Annotated in this window: 16 protein-coding genes; 10 read left to right on the forward strand and 6 right to left on the reverse strand. The window is 55.1% G+C overall.

Going from position 1 to position 16,944, the window contains the following annotated elements:
• Position 1 precedes the first annotated feature (1 nt).
• Positions 2 to 3,415: an indolepyruvate ferredoxin oxidoreductase family protein gene (locus tag OCA8868_RS02100; RefSeq protein WP_093994890.1), complete on the reverse strand. Its 3,414-nt coding sequence runs from the start codon at positions 3,413 to 3,415 to the stop codon at positions 2 to 4.
• A 162-nt stretch (positions 3,416 to 3,577) separates the two neighbouring features.
• Between OCA8868_RS02100 and OCA8868_RS02105 the strand changes: the two genes are divergently transcribed.
• The 6 genes from OCA8868_RS02105 (at position 3,578) to grxD (ending at position 8,200) form a co-directional block, all read left to right on the forward strand.
• The gene (locus OCA8868_RS02105; protein WP_093994891.1) at positions 3,578 to 4,489 is read left to right on the forward strand and encodes a LysR family transcriptional regulator; all 912 of its coding nucleotides are present in this window, start codon (positions 3,578 to 3,580) and stop codon (positions 4,487 to 4,489) included.
• Between the two features lie 339 nt (positions 4,490 to 4,828).
• On the forward strand, positions 4,829 to 6,988 hold the full coding sequence (gene purL, locus OCA8868_RS02110; protein ID WP_093994892.1) for a phosphoribosylformylglycinamidine synthase subunit PurL: 2,160 nt from the start codon (positions 4,829 to 4,831) through the stop codon (positions 6,986 to 6,988).
• A gap of 100 nt (positions 6,989 to 7,088) precedes the next feature.
• A complete protein-coding gene (locus OCA8868_RS02115; protein ID WP_093994893.1) occupies positions 7,089 to 7,325 on the forward strand; it encodes a BolA/IbaG family iron-sulfur metabolism protein in 237 nt (78 codons plus the stop codon).
• On the forward strand, positions 7,325 to 7,528 hold the full coding sequence (locus OCA8868_RS02120) for a hypothetical protein (protein WP_093994894.1): 204 nt from the start codon (positions 7,325 to 7,327) through the stop codon (positions 7,526 to 7,528). The genes OCA8868_RS02115 and OCA8868_RS02120 overlap by 1 nt, the downstream gene beginning before the upstream one ends.
• Entirely contained in the window at positions 7,518 to 7,844 is a 327-nt protein-coding gene (locus OCA8868_RS02125; protein WP_093994895.1) for a hypothetical protein, read from the forward strand. The genes OCA8868_RS02120 and OCA8868_RS02125 overlap by 11 nt, the downstream gene beginning before the upstream one ends.
• Entirely contained in the window at positions 7,841 to 8,200 is a 360-nt protein-coding gene (gene grxD / locus OCA8868_RS02130; protein ID WP_093994896.1) for a Grx4 family monothiol glutaredoxin, read from the forward strand. The genes OCA8868_RS02125 and grxD overlap by 4 nt, the downstream gene beginning before the upstream one ends.
• Before the next feature lie 60 nt (positions 8,201 to 8,260).
• On the opposite strand, the gene OCA8868_RS02135 is transcribed toward grxD, so the two are convergent.
• Both OCA8868_RS02135 and OCA8868_RS02140 read right to left on the reverse strand, forming a co-directional pair.
• Positions 8,261 to 8,650 carry a cell division protein ZapA gene (locus OCA8868_RS02135; protein ID WP_093994897.1) on the reverse strand — a complete coding sequence of 130 codons (390 nt, stop codon included), beginning with the start codon at positions 8,648 to 8,650 and terminating at the stop codon, positions 8,261 to 8,263.
• Entirely contained in the window at positions 8,637 to 9,152 is a 516-nt protein-coding gene (locus tag OCA8868_RS02140; RefSeq protein ID WP_093994898.1) for a hypothetical protein, read from the reverse strand. The genes OCA8868_RS02135 and OCA8868_RS02140 overlap by 14 nt, the downstream gene beginning before the upstream one ends.
• A 255-nt stretch (positions 9,153 to 9,407) precedes the next feature.
• On the opposite strand from OCA8868_RS02140, the gene tkt reads away from it, so the two are divergent.
• Together tkt and OCA8868_RS02150 are read left to right on the forward strand one after the other, a co-directional pair.
• A complete protein-coding gene (gene tkt, locus OCA8868_RS02145; protein ID WP_093994899.1) occupies positions 9,408 to 11,429 on the forward strand; it encodes a transketolase in 2,022 nt (673 codons plus the stop codon).
• Positions 11,430 to 11,536: 107 nt separating this feature from the next.
• Positions 11,537 to 12,151 (forward strand): DUF4329 domain-containing protein, encoded by a 615-nt coding sequence (locus OCA8868_RS02150; protein WP_245847990.1) that lies wholly within the window; start codon positions 11,537 to 11,539, stop codon positions 12,149 to 12,151.
• Between the two features lies 1 nt (position 12,152).
• Here OCA8868_RS02150 and OCA8868_RS02155 read toward each other — a convergent pair whose 3' ends face one another.
• On the reverse strand, positions 12,153 to 13,130 hold the full coding sequence (locus OCA8868_RS02155) for a DUF808 domain-containing protein (RefSeq protein ID WP_093994900.1): 978 nt from the start codon (positions 13,128 to 13,130) through the stop codon (positions 12,153 to 12,155).
• 306 nt (positions 13,131 to 13,436) lie between these two features.
• Here OCA8868_RS02155 and gap (OCA8868_RS02160) point away from each other — a divergent pair, with 306 nt between their 5' ends.
• Both gap (OCA8868_RS02160) and gap (OCA8868_RS02165) read left to right on the forward strand, forming a co-directional pair.
• Positions 13,437 to 14,438 carry a type I glyceraldehyde-3-phosphate dehydrogenase gene (gap, locus tag OCA8868_RS02160; protein ID WP_093994901.1) on the forward strand — a complete coding sequence of 334 codons (1,002 nt, stop codon included), beginning with the start codon at positions 13,437 to 13,439 and terminating at the stop codon, positions 14,436 to 14,438.
• 395 nt (positions 14,439 to 14,833) lie between these two features.
• Complete coding sequence (gene gap, locus OCA8868_RS02165) at positions 14,834 to 15,838, forward strand: type I glyceraldehyde-3-phosphate dehydrogenase (protein WP_093995485.1); 1,005 nt, start codon at positions 14,834 to 14,836, stop codon at positions 15,836 to 15,838.
• A 64-nt stretch (positions 15,839 to 15,902) separates the two neighbouring features.
• On the opposite strand, the gene coaD is transcribed toward gap (OCA8868_RS02165), so the two are convergent.
• Complete coding sequence (gene coaD, locus OCA8868_RS02170) at positions 15,903 to 16,394, reverse strand: pantetheine-phosphate adenylyltransferase (RefSeq protein ID WP_093994902.1); 492 nt, start codon at positions 16,392 to 16,394, stop codon at positions 15,903 to 15,905.
• A 60-nt stretch (positions 16,395 to 16,454) separates the two neighbouring features.
• Positions 16,455 to 16,892 carry a CBS domain-containing protein gene (locus OCA8868_RS02175; RefSeq protein WP_093994903.1) on the reverse strand — a complete coding sequence of 146 codons (438 nt, stop codon included), beginning with the start codon at positions 16,890 to 16,892 and terminating at the stop codon, positions 16,455 to 16,457.
• Positions 16,893 to 16,944 lie beyond the last annotated feature (52 nt).

Genomic DNA, 16,944 nt, shown 5'->3' on the forward strand with positions numbered 1-16,944 from the left:
ACTACTCAGCAGCCGAACGCGTCTCTGTCGCCCGCAAAGTTGCAAGCAATTCCTCACGCCTCTTCGCTGTTTTCAGCACGTTCTCATGCTTCACAGGACCAAACCCACGAATGTCGAGCGGCAGCTTCGCCAACGCTATAGCCGCCTCCTTGGTGTCAGGGCGAACAAGGCTGCGCATCTCCTCCATGTCGGCCTCGTATTGCGTGATCAATTCACGTTCCATTTTGCGTTCTGCAGTTCGGCCAAATACATCCCACACGGTCCCCCGCAAACCTTTCATTCGCACAAGAAGCGGGAACAGTTTCGCAGTCAGTTTTGGCATCGCGCGTTTGGTTGGCCGCCCGTTCGAACCCGCTTTACTAAAGATCGGCGGGGCAAGGTGATGGGTTAGTTTCAAATCCCCATCAAACGTCGCCTGCACCTTCTTTTTCGTGTCGATAAGTAACCGCGCGACCTCATATTCGTCCTTATAAGACAGTAGCTTATGGTACCCCAAGGCCACCGCTTCGCGCAGGTCGCTATCACAGCTTTCCACCAGATCCGTGTATCGTTTTGCGTATGCCGCATTCTGGTAAGCCGTTAGATGCGCTTCACGGAACGCAATCTTTTCACCAAGAGATTTCGGAAGTTCCACGACGTCTGGTGATAAGACCTTAGCGGCGTCCTCAGCATGCAAAACCGCCCAACGACCATATTCAAAGGCCTGCAAATTGCGCTGAACGGCGGTCCCATTCAGCTCAATCGCGGCACGAATGGACGCACCGGAAACCGGAATTGCACCCACCTGCCACGCAGCGCCAAACACCATCATGTTGGAGTAAATCGCATCCCCCATTAGCGCTTTGGCCAATTCAGAAGCGTCAAACATCGACAGGCCGTCCTGAAGTCGCGCCTCAAGCGCGAGGGTCAGACGATCTGCAGGGAGTTTGAAACTAATGTCACGAGTAAAATCCCCCGTGATAATTTCATGCGCATTAACGACGCCGCGTGTACGGCCCGTTGCCATGAGACCGATGGTTTTCGATCCAGCCGAAACAACCAAATCCCCACCAATCAATGCGTCGCACTCACCAGTCGAAACACGGATTGCATTGATGTCACTGGCCGTTTCGGCAATCCGGCAGTGAATATGTACGGCACCGCCCTTTTGGGCCAGCCCCGCCATTTCCATCATACCAGCGGCCTTGCCATCCACATGCGCCGCCATTGCCAGCACCGCGCCAATGGTGACCACGCCCGTGCCACCGACGCCTGTGATGACTACATTGTGCGTGCCATCAATCGCTGGCAATGCAGGGTCAGGCATGTCGGGCAACGTCACCGTCGCTGTCGCGGCCTTCTTCAACTGTGCCCCTTCGACCGTTACGAATGATGGGCAGAAACCATTTACGCAGGAGAAATCCTTATTGCAGCTCGATTGATCAATCGCGCGTTTGCGCCCAAGTTCAGTCTCGACGGGAACGATGGACACGCAATTGGATTGAACCCCACAGTCACCGCAACCTTCGCAGACGTCCGTGTTAATGAACACGCGTTTGTCTGGGTCAGGAAACAGCCCACGCTTGCGGCGACGGCGCTTCTCGGCGGCGCAGGTTTGTACATAAACAAGAACCGATACACCTTTGACTTCGCTCAACTCTTTTTGAACTTCCTCTAGGCGGTCACGCGTCGAAATCTTAACCGCTGATGGCACATTCGAAAGATCAGCACCCTCCGCAGGATCATGGACCATGTGCACAGTCTCAACACCCATCGCCAATACTTCACGGCAAATCTGGTCGTGGGTTAGGCCACCATCATTTCCCTGCCCGCCTGTCATCGCGACGGCGTCATTATACAGGATCTTGTAGGTCATCGTTGTGCCAGCCATCAACGCAAAGCGGATCGCCTGAACGCCTGAATGGTTGTACGTCCCATCACCGAGGTTCTGAAATACGTGACCACGGTTTGAAAACGGCGCTTCACCCACCCAGTTCGCGCCTTCGCCCCCCATCTGCGTAAACCCAACCGTGTCGCGGTCCATCCATTGAACCATATAGTGACACCCGATCCCCGCATAGGCGCGCGCGCCTTCAGGAACTTTGGTGGACGAGTTATGCGGACAACCGGAACAGAAATACGGCAAACGCGCTGCGATTTCTTCAGCATTATCAGCACGTTTTGCTTCGGCCAGCTTTGCTAAGCCGCCCTCCACCTTTTCAGAGGCACAGCCTTCCTCAATCAACACTCCGCCGAGCTTCTCGGCGATAAAGATCGGATCAAGCGCAAATCGGGTTGGGAAAAACTCCTCGCGGCGGCCGTTCTCACGGTTTTCGCCCTTATGCCAGCCGTAAACACGACGTCCGTCACGATCATCAAAAATCGCTTCTTTGATCTGCACTTCGATTAGCTTGCGTTTTTCCTCAACTGAAATGATCAACTCCAGCCCCTCGGCCCATTCATGGAAGCTGTCCATATCAAGCGGCCACACCTGCCCTACCTTATAGGTAGTGATACCAAGACGCTCGGCCTCTGCCTCATCAATGCCAAGCAATGACATGGCATGCTGCAAGTCCAACCAGTTCTTGCCCGCTGCAACTAAGCCAATTTTCGCGCCTTTGTTGGGCCACACGACCTTGTCGATCTTATTGGCACGCGCAAACGCTTCTGCCGCAAAACGTTTGTGGTCAATCATACGGGCTTCTTGATCGACAGGCGTATCGACAAGCCGGATATTCAAACCACCTTCGGGCATGGGAAATTCAGGAGTAACAAACTCTTGAGCAAACGGGTCACCATCCACAACACTGGTGACCTCAATCGTGTCTTTCATCGTCTTGAGGCCGACCCAAACACCTGCAAAGCGGCTTAACGCCCAGGCATATTGCCCCATATCAAGGATTTCTTGCACCCCAGCTGGCGAAACGATGGGCATATAGGCATCCACCATCGCCCAATCAGATTGGTGCAAAGTCGTTGAACTTTCGCCTGTGTGGTCATCGCCCATCGCCATGATGACACCGCCTGCGGGCGAGGTTCCAGCCATGTTCGCATGGCGCATTACATCGCCCGATCGATCCACCCCCGGTCCCTTGCCGTACCACAAGCCAAAGACCCCATCATATGATCCCTCGCCGCGCAGTTCCGCCTGCTGGCTTCCCCAAAGGGCAGTCGCAGCCAAATCTTCGTTCAACCCGCGTTGGAACGTTACATCTACCTCGGTGAGCTGCTTTTCCGCACGCTCCATCTGCATATCAACTGCGCCAAGCGGTGAACCTCGATACCCGGTTACATACCCAGCCGTATTCAGCCCCGCTGCCTCATCTCGTGCCTTTTGCATAAGCATCAGACGCACCAGCGCCTGTGTGCCATTCAGCAAGACCTGTCGTTTGCTCAGGTCGTAACGGTCATTCAGTGTAATATCTTGACGGGTCATACAGCACCTCCCTGCTAGATTTCGCGTCTCTGCAATCATCTTAGGTCATAATTGCTGACCTACCAACAGTATTTGTGCCTGACATCACGAACTGAAACAGTCATAAAGCTCGGGTAACAAGTGGAATGGTGTGAGCGTTAACAGATGCAGCAAGGATACCGGATGGACTGGGACAAGCTAAGAATATTTCACGCAGTCGCTGACGCGGGTTCGCTGACTCACGCTGGTGATACACTGCATTTGTCCCAATCTGCCGTGTCGCGCCAAATTCGCGCGCTTGAGGAATCACTTTCAACGATTCTGTTTCACCGTCACGCCCGCGGTTTGATTCTGACAGAACAGGGTGAGCTGTTGTTTGACGCCACCAAATCCATGTCACGGCGCTTGGATGCCGCCAGCGCGCGCATCAAAGACAGCGCTGAAGAAGTGTTCGGTGAACTTAAGGTCACAACAACGACCGGATTTGGCACACTTTGGCTCGCCCCCCGCTTGCCCGCGCTTTATGAAAAGTATCCTGACTTGAATATCGATTTGATGCTGGAGGAACGCGTGCTGGACTTGCCAATGCGCGAAGCAGATGTCGCCATTCGTATGAAAGAACCGTCACAGGCCGACCTGATCCGCAAGAAACTGATGACCGTGCGCATGCGCCTTTATGCATCCCAAACATACCTCGATCGCGTTGGAAACTTGGAGAGTATGAAGGATATCGGCAAGCATCGCCTTATTTGCCAAAGCCCGAATGCATTTCAGGTAGCTGCAGGGGCGACACTGGTTGAACAGCTTTTGTCCCACGACAAACCCAACCTTTTGAACGTGAATAACTACTTTGGCGTACTTCAGGCGGTCCTCTCGGACCTCGGTATTGGCGTTTTGCCCGACTATGTTACCGAAGATTTCCCCAATCTTGTTCGCGTTCTTCCCGAGGTTGAAAGCGGCGAAGTCCCTGTTTTCCTTGCCTATCCTGAAGAACTGCGCCAATCCAAGCGCATCATGGCCTTCCGCGACTTCGTTCAAGATGAAATTATCTCCCACCGCAGAAGCATCCGCGACGGCGCATCGATTTTAAAATAATCTGCCATTTTCCGTAGCGAATGCGTCGTGACCCATGCGCCACACGCATAGCGGGATTGCACGGATGGCGGCCATTTGATCTTGATCGACTCAAACCTGCCTACTAATTGTTCGGTATAGGGCAGCAATGCTGCTTTATACCTCCCTGTTGGACTTTGCCGGGCCTTGTGCCCGGCGTTTCTTTTTCTAAGGCCCCTCAAAGACATTGCGAAGTTCTATTGAATGACTGAGCTAACGTTCTTTTCCAAAATTTCGGACGCATCAGTACACGCTCGCCTTCCCCGTTGAACCCAGCCCTACCTTGGCTTAAAGGAGCCTCAAGCTTCTGAGGGGATCCACATGCAAGAGCCAGCCATCACAACCGATCTGATTTCAGCCCACGGGTTGTCCCCTTCCGAATACGACCGGATATTAGAAATCATTGGGCGTGAGCCGACATTCACTGAACTCGGCATTTTCAGCGCCATGTGGAACGAGCACTGCTCTTATAAGTCCTCCAAGAAATGGCTGCGCACCCTGCCAACGGAAGGCCCACAGGTCATCTGCGGCCCAGGTGAAAACGCAGGTATCGTCGACATCGGCGACGGCCAATGCGTCGTCTTCAAAATGGAAAGCCACAACCATCCGTCCTACATCGAACCATACCAAGGCGCGGCCACAGGTGTAGGCGGCATTCTGCGTGACGTGTTCACAATGGGCGCGCGTCCGATTGCAGCCATGAACAGCCTCAGCTTCGGTGAGCCAGCGCACCACAAGACCCGCCAGCTGGTGCATGGAGTGGTTGAAGGTGTCGGCGGCTACGGCAACTGTTTTGGCGTTCCAACTGTTGGCGGCGAAGTGCGATTCCACCCTGCCTATAACGGCAACTGCTTGGTCAACGCCTTCGCTGCGGGACTCGCAGATACGGACAAGATTTTCTACTCTGCGGCTTCCGGCATCGGCATGCCCGTCGTTTACCTTGGTGCGAAAACAGGCCGCGACGGCGTTGGCGGTGCAACAATGGCCTCCGCCGAATTCGACGACACGATTGAGGACAAACGCCCAACCGTTCAGGTTGGCGACCCTTTCACCGAAAAACGCCTGATGGAAGCGACACTTGAACTCATGGCCACGGGCGCTGTGATTTCCATCCAAGACATGGGCGCGGCTGGCCTCACCTGTTCTGCCGTTGAAATGGGCGACAAAGGTGGCCTCGGTGTAAAACTGAACCTCGAAGATGTGCCACAGCGCGAAACCAACATGACAGCCTATGAAATGATGCTGTCAGAATCCCAAGAACGCATGTTGATGGTTTTGAAGCCGGAACTTGAGGCCGAAGCCCGCGCCGTGTTCACCAAATGGGACCTCGACTTTGCAATCGTTGGCGAAACCATCGCCGAAGACCGCTTCTTGGTGCTGCACAACGGCGAAGTTAAGGCCGACCTGCCACTGGCAACCCTGTCCGGCTCTGCCCCAGAATATGACCGCCCATGGGTGGAAACGCCTGCGGCTGAACCACTTGCCGACGCCCCAAACATCGACCCGATCGACGGCCTTAAAGCCCTCCTCGCCGCGCCAAACTACGCCGGCAAACAGTGGGTTTATGAGCAATACGACAGCCAAGTCATGGCCGACACGGTCCGCGCACCGGGACTTGGTGCTGGCATCGTACGCGTGCACGGCACCGACAAATCCATCGCCTTCACCTCCGACGTGACCCCTCGTTATGTCAAAGCGAACCCAGAAATGGGCGGTGCACAGGCCGTGGCTGAAGCCTACCGCAACCTCACATCTGTTGGCGCGACCCCACTGGCGACAACCGACAACATGAACTTCGGCAACCCCGAAAAGCCTGAAATCATGGGACAATTCGTTGGCGCGATCAAAGGTATCGGCAAAGCTGTTGAAGCTTTGGACATGCCAATCGTGTCCGGCAACGTGTCCCTTTACAATGAAACAGACGGCACTGGCATCTTGCCGACCCCGACGATTGGCGCTGTTGGCCTGCTGAAATCAACCGACGACCTAATCGCTGGAACGGCCCGTGAGGGCCACGTTCTGCTGATGGTTGGCGAAACAGGCACGCACCTCGGCCAATCCGCCCTCCTCGCTGAAGTCTTCAACCGCGAAGACGGTGACGCACCAAACGTCGACCTCGCAGCGGAAAAGCTGAACGGCGACTTCATCCGCGCCAACGCCGAATGGATCGACGCTTGTACGGACCTCGCCGATGGTGGTCTCGCTTTGGCGGCCTTTGAGATGGCGGAAGCCGCCGAAACTGGCGTCCAACTCGCCAGCGAAGACACAGCGGAACTGTTTGGCGAAGACCAAGCCCGTTACCTCATCGCGTGCAGCTTTGACAAAGCCGAACACCTGATGATCGCGGCAGGCAACGCTGGTGTAACGATCCAAACCGTCGGTAAATTTGGCGGTGATCAGGTTACGATGGGCGATTCCGGTGCGCCGCTTGCGGACCTCGCAGCGACATTCCGGTCTACCTTCGCGGATACGTTCGCGTAAACCGTTTCATCTTGGCCAGAAGGGGCGCGTCTTAACGGGCACCGCCCTTGAACGCAGCGCACCTGCGCCCTAGGTTCTATACAAACCAAAGGAATTCCATATGCCCATCTCCGCCCCTGAAATTGAAATACTCCTACGCGACGCCTTTCCTGACGCGCAAATCACCGTGCAAGGCGACGACGGCGCACATTTCGCCGCAGAGGTAATCGACGCCAGTTTCGCAGGTAAGAACCGCGTGCAACAGCAACGCTCAGTTTATTCTGCGTTGAAAGGCAAAATGGACGGATCAAACGGAGACCTGCACGCCCTCGCGTTGACAACCAAGGCGCCTGAGTAATGCTCGGCTGGTTAACAATCGGCGGCCTCGTCCTCGTGCTCGGGATTTTAGCTGACGATTGGTACGCCAACCGCCACGTGCGACCACTTAGCCATATGAAGCCCGACCCAAAAACGATTAAGGGCTATACGGGAATGGAAGAACTCGACATCACCCACGCCAATCAAAAGATTGTGCGTAAGGGAAGTAAAAATGGACCCTGAAGAACGATGTGACCCAGAACTATTCAGTTGTATCACGACGGATGAAATACAGTTCGCCCTGCCCTTTATTTTCGTAGCATTGGGTGCTTTTCTAGTTTGGCGGTTGATCCGAAGCGAGGTTCGTAAGATTAATGGCCACCAGAAACGCCGTGGAACCGCCCACGGTCACGGCGATACAGTGAAATCAGTTTTTATTCCCAGTGATAGTTCACGTGGCTTTGGTAAAATCATTACTGTACGCCACACCAAAGACCCGCAAAAACATGCGCAGGCTATGATGCCCGCAAAAGCCCGCAATAAGGACGAAACCAAATGACCGCTGAAACACAAATCAAAGACACCGTCACCGCCAACGATGTTGTGCTGTTCATGAAAGGCACGAAATCCATGCCGCAGTGTGGGTTTTCGTCCCGCGTGGCTGGTGTTTTGAACTTCATGGGCGTTGAATTTGAAGACGTGAACGTTCTAGCTGACGAAGACATCCGCCAAGGCATCAAGGATTATTCCGACTGGCCAACAATCCCTCAGCTTTACGTCAAAGGTGAATTCGTGGGCGGGTGTGACATTATCACAGAAATGACCCTGTCTGGTGAACTCGACACATTGTTCACAGAAAACGGCGTGACCTACGACAAAGAAGCCGCAGACAAAATTCGCGAAGCCAACGCCTAAACGAAAAGCGGGCAAATCCTATCTTAGGATTTGCCCACAAATCTTTCAAAAGATTTGGCCCTAGCCCGCAGCGCGGCTTTCCACATCATCCGCGATTGCTTCAGCACGTTTCGCAATTTCTGACATTGTATCCACGAAACCCTCGGGAATCACCGGAACCTCGACGCGTTCCACACTGCTTTGCGAGCTTGCGGTTTCTAGCTGTGCTTGAACTTGCGCCAGTTTACCTTCGGCCTCGCGTACTTTGTCCTCCAGCCCTGCCGTACGATCCGCCAACAACAGACCCGCCATCAACAACATGCGGCTTTCCGGCATGCGTCCGACTTGGGTCGACAAGGATGATGCTTCAACATCCAGCATCGCGGCCGCTGTCATCAGGAACTGCTCTTCACCGTCTTGACATGCGACCTCAAAATTGCGGCCTCCGATTGTGATCTCAACCTGTGGCATCTGCGGCCTCCCGTTCAATGATCGGCGTCAGTTCTTCCAAAATCGCGTCCATCTCTGCGGCGTCAGCAGCACGTGTGGCACGCAGCGCCTCGAGTTCGGCAAGCATGGCTTTGTTCACCAAATGCGGCTCGCTCACCCCTTCGGACAGGGCCCCGCGCAGTTGGCCATTAATGTCGCGCAGTTCAGCGTTCACTTGGCGCAGTCGCTGTAACTCGCGGTCCATGCGCGAAGATCTTGCGCGGCCTGCATCAACGTTGCTTTCAAGTTCGGCAAGTTTGCCGTCTTGACGTTCTTTCAGCAGCTTCACGCGTTCTTCAAGCTGGGCATTGGCTGTTTGCTCTTCGTCGAGCTTGGCTGTCAGGGCACTGACTTGCACTGCAAGTGCGTCCGCATCTACGTCGCTCGCCGGTGCTGGTGCAGGCGAAGTTTGCGCGGCAACCCCCGCTTTGATCCGCGCCAACGCGGCCATTATCCGGGTTTCAAGTTCGGGAAGTTCGCTCATCTGCCTGTCCTTTCCAGCCTTGAAAGCGACACCAGATCACTCTCAACAGCCGCCACCTATGGGCTTTGCATTTCGAATCGCGCCCAGTTCATCAAAGCCTAAGCCATGCGGCCCTAGGCAGCAAACGCCGAAAAATGCGCAAATTCAGAACGCTACGTTGCAGCTTTCATGCAGATGCAGTGTCGCCTTGATCTTGGGGGCCGCCCTGTTATGACCTGCCTAACGCCAAACATTGCAGCCTAAAGGACCGCGCTCATGGACATCCAAGCCCTACGTAAAGCCCACCCCGAGCACTGGATGCGCGCCGCCGCGATCCGCACCCTCGCGCTTGACGGTGTTGCCGCCGCCAATTCCGGCCACTCTGGCATGCCAATGGGCATGGCCGACGTCGCGACGGTTCTTTACGAGAAGCACCTGCGTTTTGACCCGAAGGCCCCAAACTGGCCGGACCGCGACCGTTTCATTCTGTCCGCGGGCCACGGTTCCATGCTGCTTTACGCGCTGCTGCACCTCACGGGGTATGAGCAAGCGAGCCTTCAACAGCTCAAGGACTTCCGCCAATGGGGCGCACGCACTGCGGGCCACCCTGAATACGGCCACATGGAAGGCATTGAGACAACAACCGGCCCACTTGGTCAGGGCATCGCCAATTCTGTGGGTTTCGCCATCGCCGAAGAAATCCTGCGCGCGCGTTATGGTAAGGGTGTTGTGAACCACCACACTTACGTCATCGCGGGTGATGGTTGCCTGATGGAAGGTATTTCACAAGAAGCAATCGGCCTTGCAGGTATGCAAAAGCTCGGCTCGTTGATCGTGTTCTTTGACAACAACAACATCACCATCGATGGCACCGTTGATCTGGCCGACATCACCGACCAAACCGCACGTTTCGAAGCTTCCGGTTGGCACGTGATTGAAATTGATGGCCACGACCCTGTCGCAATCGACAAAGCGATTGTCCAAGCCAAGGCCGACCCGCGCCCATCCATGATTTCTTGCAAAACCCACATCGCACTGGGCCACGCAGCGCAAGACACATCCAAAGGCCACGGTGCGCTGACAGATGCGGACCAAATGGCGGCCGCCAAGGCTGCCTACGGCTGGGACTACGCCCCGTTCGAGATCCCTGCAGATGTGAAATCCCAATGGGAAGCCTTTGGCGCACGCGGTGCAACTGCACATGCTGAGTGGCAGACACGTTTTGACAAGCTGTCAAAAGGCAAACAGGACGAATTCAACCGTGCCCTGAACCTTGATGCGCCAAAGAAACTGTCGGCGACCATCAAAGCCTTCAAAAAGCAGGCAACGGAAGCTGGCGCCAAGATGGCGACACGCTCTTCCTCGGAAAAAGTCCTCGAAGTGATCAACCCGATCATGGCTGAAACCGTTGGTGGCTCTGCTGACCTGACAGGATCAAACAACACCAAGACCGCTGACCTGGGTGTTTTCAACCCTGACAACCGCGCTGGCCGCTTTATCCACTACGGTATCCGTGAGCACGGCATGGCCGCTGCGATGAACGGCATGGCCCTGCACGGCGGCATCCGTCCCTACTCCGGCACGTTCATGTGCTTCACCGATTACGCACGTGGCGCGATGCGCCTGTCCGCCTTGATGGAAGTGCCTGCCGTTTACGTCATGACGCACGACTCCATCGGCCTTGGCGAAGATGGCCCGACACACCAGCCTGTTGAACACCTCGCTATGCTGCGTGCCACGCCAAACACCCATGTATTCCGCCCTGCGGATAGTGTTGAGGTTGCCGAGGCGTGGGAACTTGCGCTGACAGCAAAGAAAACACCGTCCGTTTTGGCCCTGTCCCGTCAGGGGCTTCCGCTGGTTCGCAAAGACCACAAGAACAAGAACATGTCCGCACAGGGTGCTTACGTTCTGGCCGACGCCGAAGCTGGCAAACGTCAGGCGATCCTGATGGCGACAGGTTCTGAAGTCTCCGTCGCCATGGCTGCCCGCGACATTCTTGAGGCCGACGGCATCGGTACACGCGTTGTCTCCATGCCATGTTGGGAGCTGTTCGAAGCGCAGGAAGAGAAAATCCGCAAGCGCGTGCTTCCGGGTGGTCCTGTTCGCGTCGCTATCGAAGCTGGCGTGCGTCTTGGTTGGGACAAATGGCTGCTGGGCGAGCGTGGCAAAGAAGCGAAAGCTGGCTTCATTGGCATGAACAGCTTTGGTGCATCCGCACCAGCGCCGGAACTGTTTGAAAAGTTCGGCATCACTGCGGAAGCAACAGCACAAAAAGTGCGTGATCTGCTGGCATAATGCCAACACATCGGCGAAAAATTAGGGCCACAGTTTCGTGTTTTACACGGGATTGTGGCCCTAATTGTTTCTGCTAGGCTCTCAGATCAACCGCGTGGAGCCGACACATGATGAGACTAACCGCCCTTTTGACCATCGCCACCGTCGCGCTTAGCGCTTGTGGTGTGCCGCAAGTTCAGGTGTCGCCGAAAGGTGAATCCTCTCTTCCGCAACAATACAACACAGGGTATTCCATTGCTCCGCCGAATGCACCCAGTGGTCCAGTCGTCGACAATTTCGCGCGCAGCTTTCTGGATAGCATCCAAGCACGATCCATCGCGGAACGCCGAGAATACTGTGGCTATTTTTACATCGATCCGAATGGCAATCTAAGAGGCACGCCGCCGCGTCCCGGCACGTTTGCGGGTTGTGAAATGCCTGCCCCCGCGCCTGGTCTCGGGATCGTGGCCAGCTATCACACCCACGGTGCCTATGGGCGCGTCTATGACAATGAGGTCCCGTCTGTCATTGACCTCGCGTCTGACTTTCAGTTTGGTATTGATGGCTATGTCTCGACGCCCGGCGGGCGCGTCTGGTTGGTTGATTTCCAGACACAATCAGCTAGCCAGCTTTGCGGCTTACGTTGCGTGACATCTGATCCGGGCTTTGCCCCACAGGACGAAGCCGGCGTTCGCCAGTCTTACACGATCCCGACTTTGCAAAGACGATTTGCACGTAACTAGATCAGTGATGTGCCTTTGAACCGGTTACAGCCCCAATCATCGGCGCAAGAACGCGGGTCACAACTGGGATCAACAGTAAGCCAACGGCCAATCCAAGAACGCCGTCACTGAACGCTGTCACAGCCCAGTTCCCAAAACCGTTCTCCCCCGCGATGCTATGCGCGAGGTCTTTGATAAAGCCATAGGGTTGCGCCCAACCAAGGAAGTTCGGGTCGTGCAACCCGTGAACAAGGATAGACCCACCGACCCAAAGCATTGCAGCCGTGCCGACAACAGACAGAACCGTCAGCAGATGCGGCATCCCACGCACAAGACCTTTGCCCATGCCCCGGCCGATACCCGTTTTCGCATTCAGCGCCATCCAAGCCCCGACATCATCCATTTTCACGATCAGCGCGACCGTTCCATAGACCGCGATGGTAATCGCCACGGCAATCGCCGCCAGCGTCATTCCTTGCATCCATATGGAGGCATCCGGAAATTCAGCAACGATGCTGTTTAGTGAAATCGTCATGATTTCAGCTGACAGGATGAAATCCGTCTTGATCGCGCCCTTAACGCGGCTTTCTTCCAGATGCGCCGGATCGCCTGCATCCATGTCAGCATCGACGTAAGCATCGTGTTGGGGGCGCAAGACGTGATAGATTTTCTCGGCACCCTCAAAACACAAGTACAGCCCCCCCAGCATCAACAGCGGGATCAACAGCCAAGGCGCAAAATAGTTAAGCAGCATCGCCACCGGCAGCAGGATTACCAGCTTACTAAAGAACGACGCCCGTGCGATTTTCCAGATGATCGGCAGCTCGCGCTTGGGGTTCAGACCTGTGACATACTTCGGCGTCACAGCCGCATCATCAATGATAACGCCTGCGGCCTTGGTTCCAGCCTTGGCCGCCATCCCGGCCACATCGTCAATACTGGTCGCCGCAATCCGCGTTAGGGCAGCTACGTCATCCAACAGGGCAATCAATCCACTCATCGTCGTCTCCAAGTCTGCGTTGGTGCAGAAACTAGCGTTCAATCACGTGGCTGCAAGTCCCCAAGACATATCTATGCGCCCTCCCGTGAACTGATTCTACGATTCGAGCGACCAGTTCCGCCATTCAGGAAGGTTAGCGCAAACGTCACGACCGTTAACCCTTCGGAAGGCTTTAGTGTTAGCGCAAACCTGCGGCGGCCATACACAGTTACCGCTAACATATTGATAAAAAACCAGTTTAGACTTGGTCCACACAGGCCACCCCCCTAAGAGAGGGGCAACCAATTTGCCGAAAGGAACTGCGCTATGACCGTCACAGTAGGTATCAATGGATTTGGCCGCATTGGCCGCTGCACCCTCTCCCATATCGCAGAAAGCGCACGCAACGACATTCAGGTCGTTAAGATCAATGCCACTGGGCCGGTTGAAACTAATGCGCACTTGCTACGCTATGACTCTGTTCATGGTCGCTTCCCGGGCGAGATTACAATCAACGACGGCAAACTCGATCTTGGGCGCGGGCCAATCGACGTAATGTCGACCTATGACCCGACCGAACTGGATTGGGACGGTTGTGATGTTGTCCTCGAATGCACTGGCAAATTTAACGACGGCAACAAATCATCGATTCACCTAGAACGCGGCGCAGGCAAAGTCTTGATCTCTGCCCCAGCCAGCAACGTTGATAAGACAATCGTCTACGGTGTGAACCACCGCGAACTCGAAGCAGATCACCGCATGGTGTCCAACGGCTCTTGCACTACGAACTGCCTCGCTCCGCTTGCAAAAGTTCTGAATGACGCCATCGGCATCGAGCGCGGCATCATGACGACAATCCACAGCTACACAGGCGACCAGCCAACACTGGACCGCCGCCACGCCGACCTTTACCGCGCCCGCGCTGCGGCCATGGCGATGATCCCGACCTCCACAGGCGCGGCCAAAGCTTTGTCGCTGGTGCTGCCGGAAATGGAAGGCAAACTGGACGGAACCGCCCTGCGCGTTCCAACACCGAATGTTTCCGCCGTTGATCTGACGTTTGAAGCCGCCAAGGACGTGACAGTTGCAGACGTGAACGCCGTTGTCGCAGAAGCCTGCGCTGGGCACATGGGCATGGTGATGGCGTACGATCCGGAACCAAAGGTTTCGATCGACTTCAACCACACGCCGGAAAGCTCAATCTTCGCACCGGACCAAACCAAAGTCATCGGCGGCCGCACCGTGCGCGTTTTGGCATGGTACGACAACGAATGGGGTTTCTCGGTCCGGATGGCAGATGTTGCCGCACATATGGGACGATTGAACTAAAGCCGGCGCACGCAAGATTGCTTTCGCTCAACGTTTCGAAGTCCCCTTTTACTACCATCTTAGTGCTAGCGGAACTTATGTACCAACCAAATCAACCGCGGTCTAATCTTTGAATTCCCCCGTGCGGCCTGACCTGTTATCCCTGCCTCATGACAACACGCCTCGCCTTTATCCTGTTCCTCTGTATCATCGCTTTTTTCGTGTTGGACCATTACGTCCTGCACCTGAACGCGGGCGTGTTCCTCAGTAAAAAAATCATCATTGTAATGAACTGGATGGCAATCTGGCGCTAGATCCGTAGCAAACGGGTTGACCTTTCGGTTTTTTTGGGGATGTTAGCGCCAACAGTGACCGCAAATGCTGCCACACCCGCTGATCCAAGACTGGAGGCTCCCATGACCGTAAAAGTAGCAATCAATGGCTTTGGCCGTATCGGGCGCAATATTTTGCGTGCAATTATCGAATCCGGTCGCACAGACATTGAAGTCATCGCGATCAACGATCTCGGCCCGGTTGAGACAAACGCGCACCTTTTGCAGTACGACTCAGTTCACGGACGCTTCCCACATCCGGTGACAACAACCGCTGATACCATCGACGTTGGCCGCGGCCCCATTAAGGTGACTGCACTGCGCAACCCAGCTGATCTACCTTGGGCGGACGTTGATATCGTGTTGGAATGTACCGGCATCTTCACATCCAAAGAAGCGTGCCAAGCGCACCTTGAAAACGGATCTTCGCGCGTTTTGATTTCCGCACCTGGTAAGAACGCCGACAAAACAATCGTATTCGGTGTGAACGACGGCACGCTGACATCGGGCGACATGGTTGTGTCCAACGCGTCTTGCACAACCAACTGCTTGGCCCCTGTGGCCAAGGTTCTGAACGACAACATCGGCATCAAGCGTGGCTTCATGACGACGGTTCACAGCTACACTGGCGATCAGCCGACGCTCGACACCATGCACAAAGACCTTTACCGCGCACGTGCTGCGGCAATGTCCATGATCCCGACGTCCACTGGCGCGGCGAAGGCTGTTGGCCTCGTTCTGCCAGAGCTTGACGGTATTCTTGACGGTGTTGCGATCCGCGTTCCGACGCCGAATGTGTCTTGCGTTGACCTGACATTCGAAACCAAGCGCGACACAACCATTGAGGAAATAAACGAGCTGATCCACGCCGCAACATCTGCCGGCCCACTCAAAGGTATTTTGGGTGTGACAGACAGCAAACTGGTGTCCATGGACTTCAACCATGACCCGCATTCATCTATCTTCGCGACAGATCAGACCAAAGTTATGGACGGCAACCTGTGCCGCATCCTAACGTGGTACGACAACGAATGGGGCTTCTCCAACCGCATGGGCGACACAGCCGTTGCGATGGGTAAACTCATCTAAGTTTGATCGAATAGATTTAAGAAAGGCCGCTCTAACTTAGAGCGGCCTTTTTCGTTGAAGCCGGTTACTTCAAGCGTTCTTTCAAAGAACTTTCCACGGCTGGCGTGACGAACTTACTCACGTCACCACCCAAACGCGCGATCTCTTTCACAAGTTTTGACGCAATTGCCTGATGTTGGGCTTCGGCCATCAAGAACACCGTCTCAATGGAATTGTCCAACTGGCGATTCATACCAACCATCTGATATTCATACTCAAAATCGGCAACGGCCCGAAGGCCTCGGATAATGATCCCTGCCCCGACATCTTTCGCGCAATCAATCAGCAAGTTATCAAACGGATGCGCAATGATCTCGCATCCGGTTTCCGCGGAAAGCACGGCACACTCGGCCTCGACCATCGCGACGCGTTCTTCAAGGTCAAACAATGGCCCCTTGTCGCGGTTGATCGCAACGCCGATGACGAGCTTGTCGACCAATGTACAAGCACGCCGAATAATATCGACATGCCCCAATGTGACGGGATCAAACGTCCCCGGATAGAGCCCAATGCGCATGGCAGTCCTCATCTAGAATTTGGGGCAAAACACCCTAACACGCGTAAGAATGCAAGCGTGCTAGTGACCCATAACCATACCCGTCAGCGCATCACGCTCCGCTGCCAGTTCTGCAAGGCGCGCTTTAACCGCATCGCCAATGGAAATCAGGCCAACCATTGTGTCGCCGTCCATCACTGGCATGTGGCGAAACCGTCCTTCTGTCATCTTGCTCAGCACGGAGTCTGAGGTGTCAGATGGGCTACAGGTAATAAGCTTGCTGGTCATGAGGTCTTTGACAAGCCGTGTCAGGCAGCTCGGCCCTTGTCGACCCAACTCACGCACAATGTCGCGTTCAGAAAGAATACCTGCGGGCGTTGCGCCACCGTCATCGCTGACAACGATCGTACCAATCCGTTTGTCCGACATAATGCCGACAGCATCAGAAACAGATGCATCAGATGTCAGCGTGATAACGCCGCCAGTGTCTTTGGACTTGAGGATTTGGGATACGATCATGGCAATCTCCTATTGTTAATCATTCAAGTGTCGCGTCCCGCCTGCGTTGGAG

The organism is Octadecabacter ascidiaceicola (assembly GCF_900185015.1).
Taxonomy (GTDB): Bacteria; Pseudomonadota; Alphaproteobacteria; order Rhodobacterales; family Rhodobacteraceae; genus Octadecabacter; species Octadecabacter ascidiaceicola.

Bases quoted from the DNA above. Each gene is read 5' to 3' on its own strand.
- OCA8868_RS02100 (WP_093994890.1), bottom strand. From the start codon at position 3,415: ATGACCCGTCAAGATATTACACTGAATGACCGTTACGACCTGAGCAAA.
- OCA8868_RS02105 (WP_093994891.1), top strand. From the start codon at position 3,578: ATGGACTGGGACAAGCTAAGAATATTTCACGCAGTCGCTGACGCGGGT.
- purL (WP_093994892.1), top strand. From the start codon at position 4,829: ATGCAAGAGCCAGCCATCACAACCGATCTGATTTCAGCCCACGGGTTG.
- OCA8868_RS02115 (WP_093994893.1), top strand. From the start codon at position 7,089: ATGCCCATCTCCGCCCCTGAAATTGAAATACTCCTACGCGACGCCTTT.
- OCA8868_RS02120 (WP_093994894.1), top strand. From the start codon at position 7,325: ATGCTCGGCTGGTTAACAATCGGCGGCCTCGTCCTCGTGCTCGGGATT.
- OCA8868_RS02125 (WP_093994895.1), top strand. From the start codon at position 7,518: ATGGACCCTGAAGAACGATGTGACCCAGAACTATTCAGTTGTATCACG.
- grxD (WP_093994896.1), top strand. From the start codon at position 7,841: ATGACCGCTGAAACACAAATCAAAGACACCGTCACCGCCAACGATGTT.
- OCA8868_RS02135 (WP_093994897.1), bottom strand. From the start codon at position 8,650: ATGCCACAGGTTGAGATCACAATCGGAGGCCGCAATTTTGAGGTCGCA.
- OCA8868_RS02140 (WP_093994898.1), bottom strand. From the start codon at position 9,152: ATGAGCGAACTTCCCGAACTTGAAACCCGGATAATGGCCGCGTTGGCG.
- tkt (WP_093994899.1), top strand. From the start codon at position 9,408: ATGGACATCCAAGCCCTACGTAAAGCCCACCCCGAGCACTGGATGCGC.
- OCA8868_RS02150 (WP_245847990.1), top strand. From the start codon at position 11,537: ATGATGAGACTAACCGCCCTTTTGACCATCGCCACCGTCGCGCTTAGC.
- OCA8868_RS02155 (WP_093994900.1), bottom strand. From the start codon at position 13,130: ATGAGTGGATTGATTGCCCTGTTGGATGACGTAGCTGCCCTAACGCGG.
- gap (WP_093994901.1), top strand. From the start codon at position 13,437: ATGACCGTCACAGTAGGTATCAATGGATTTGGCCGCATTGGCCGCTGC.
- gap (WP_093995485.1), top strand. From the start codon at position 14,834: ATGACCGTAAAAGTAGCAATCAATGGCTTTGGCCGTATCGGGCGCAAT.
- coaD (WP_093994902.1), bottom strand. From the start codon at position 16,394: ATGCGCATTGGGCTCTATCCGGGGACGTTTGATCCCGTCACATTGGGG.
- OCA8868_RS02175 (WP_093994903.1), bottom strand. From the start codon at position 16,892: ATGATCGTATCCCAAATCCTCAAGTCCAAAGACACTGGCGGCGTTATC.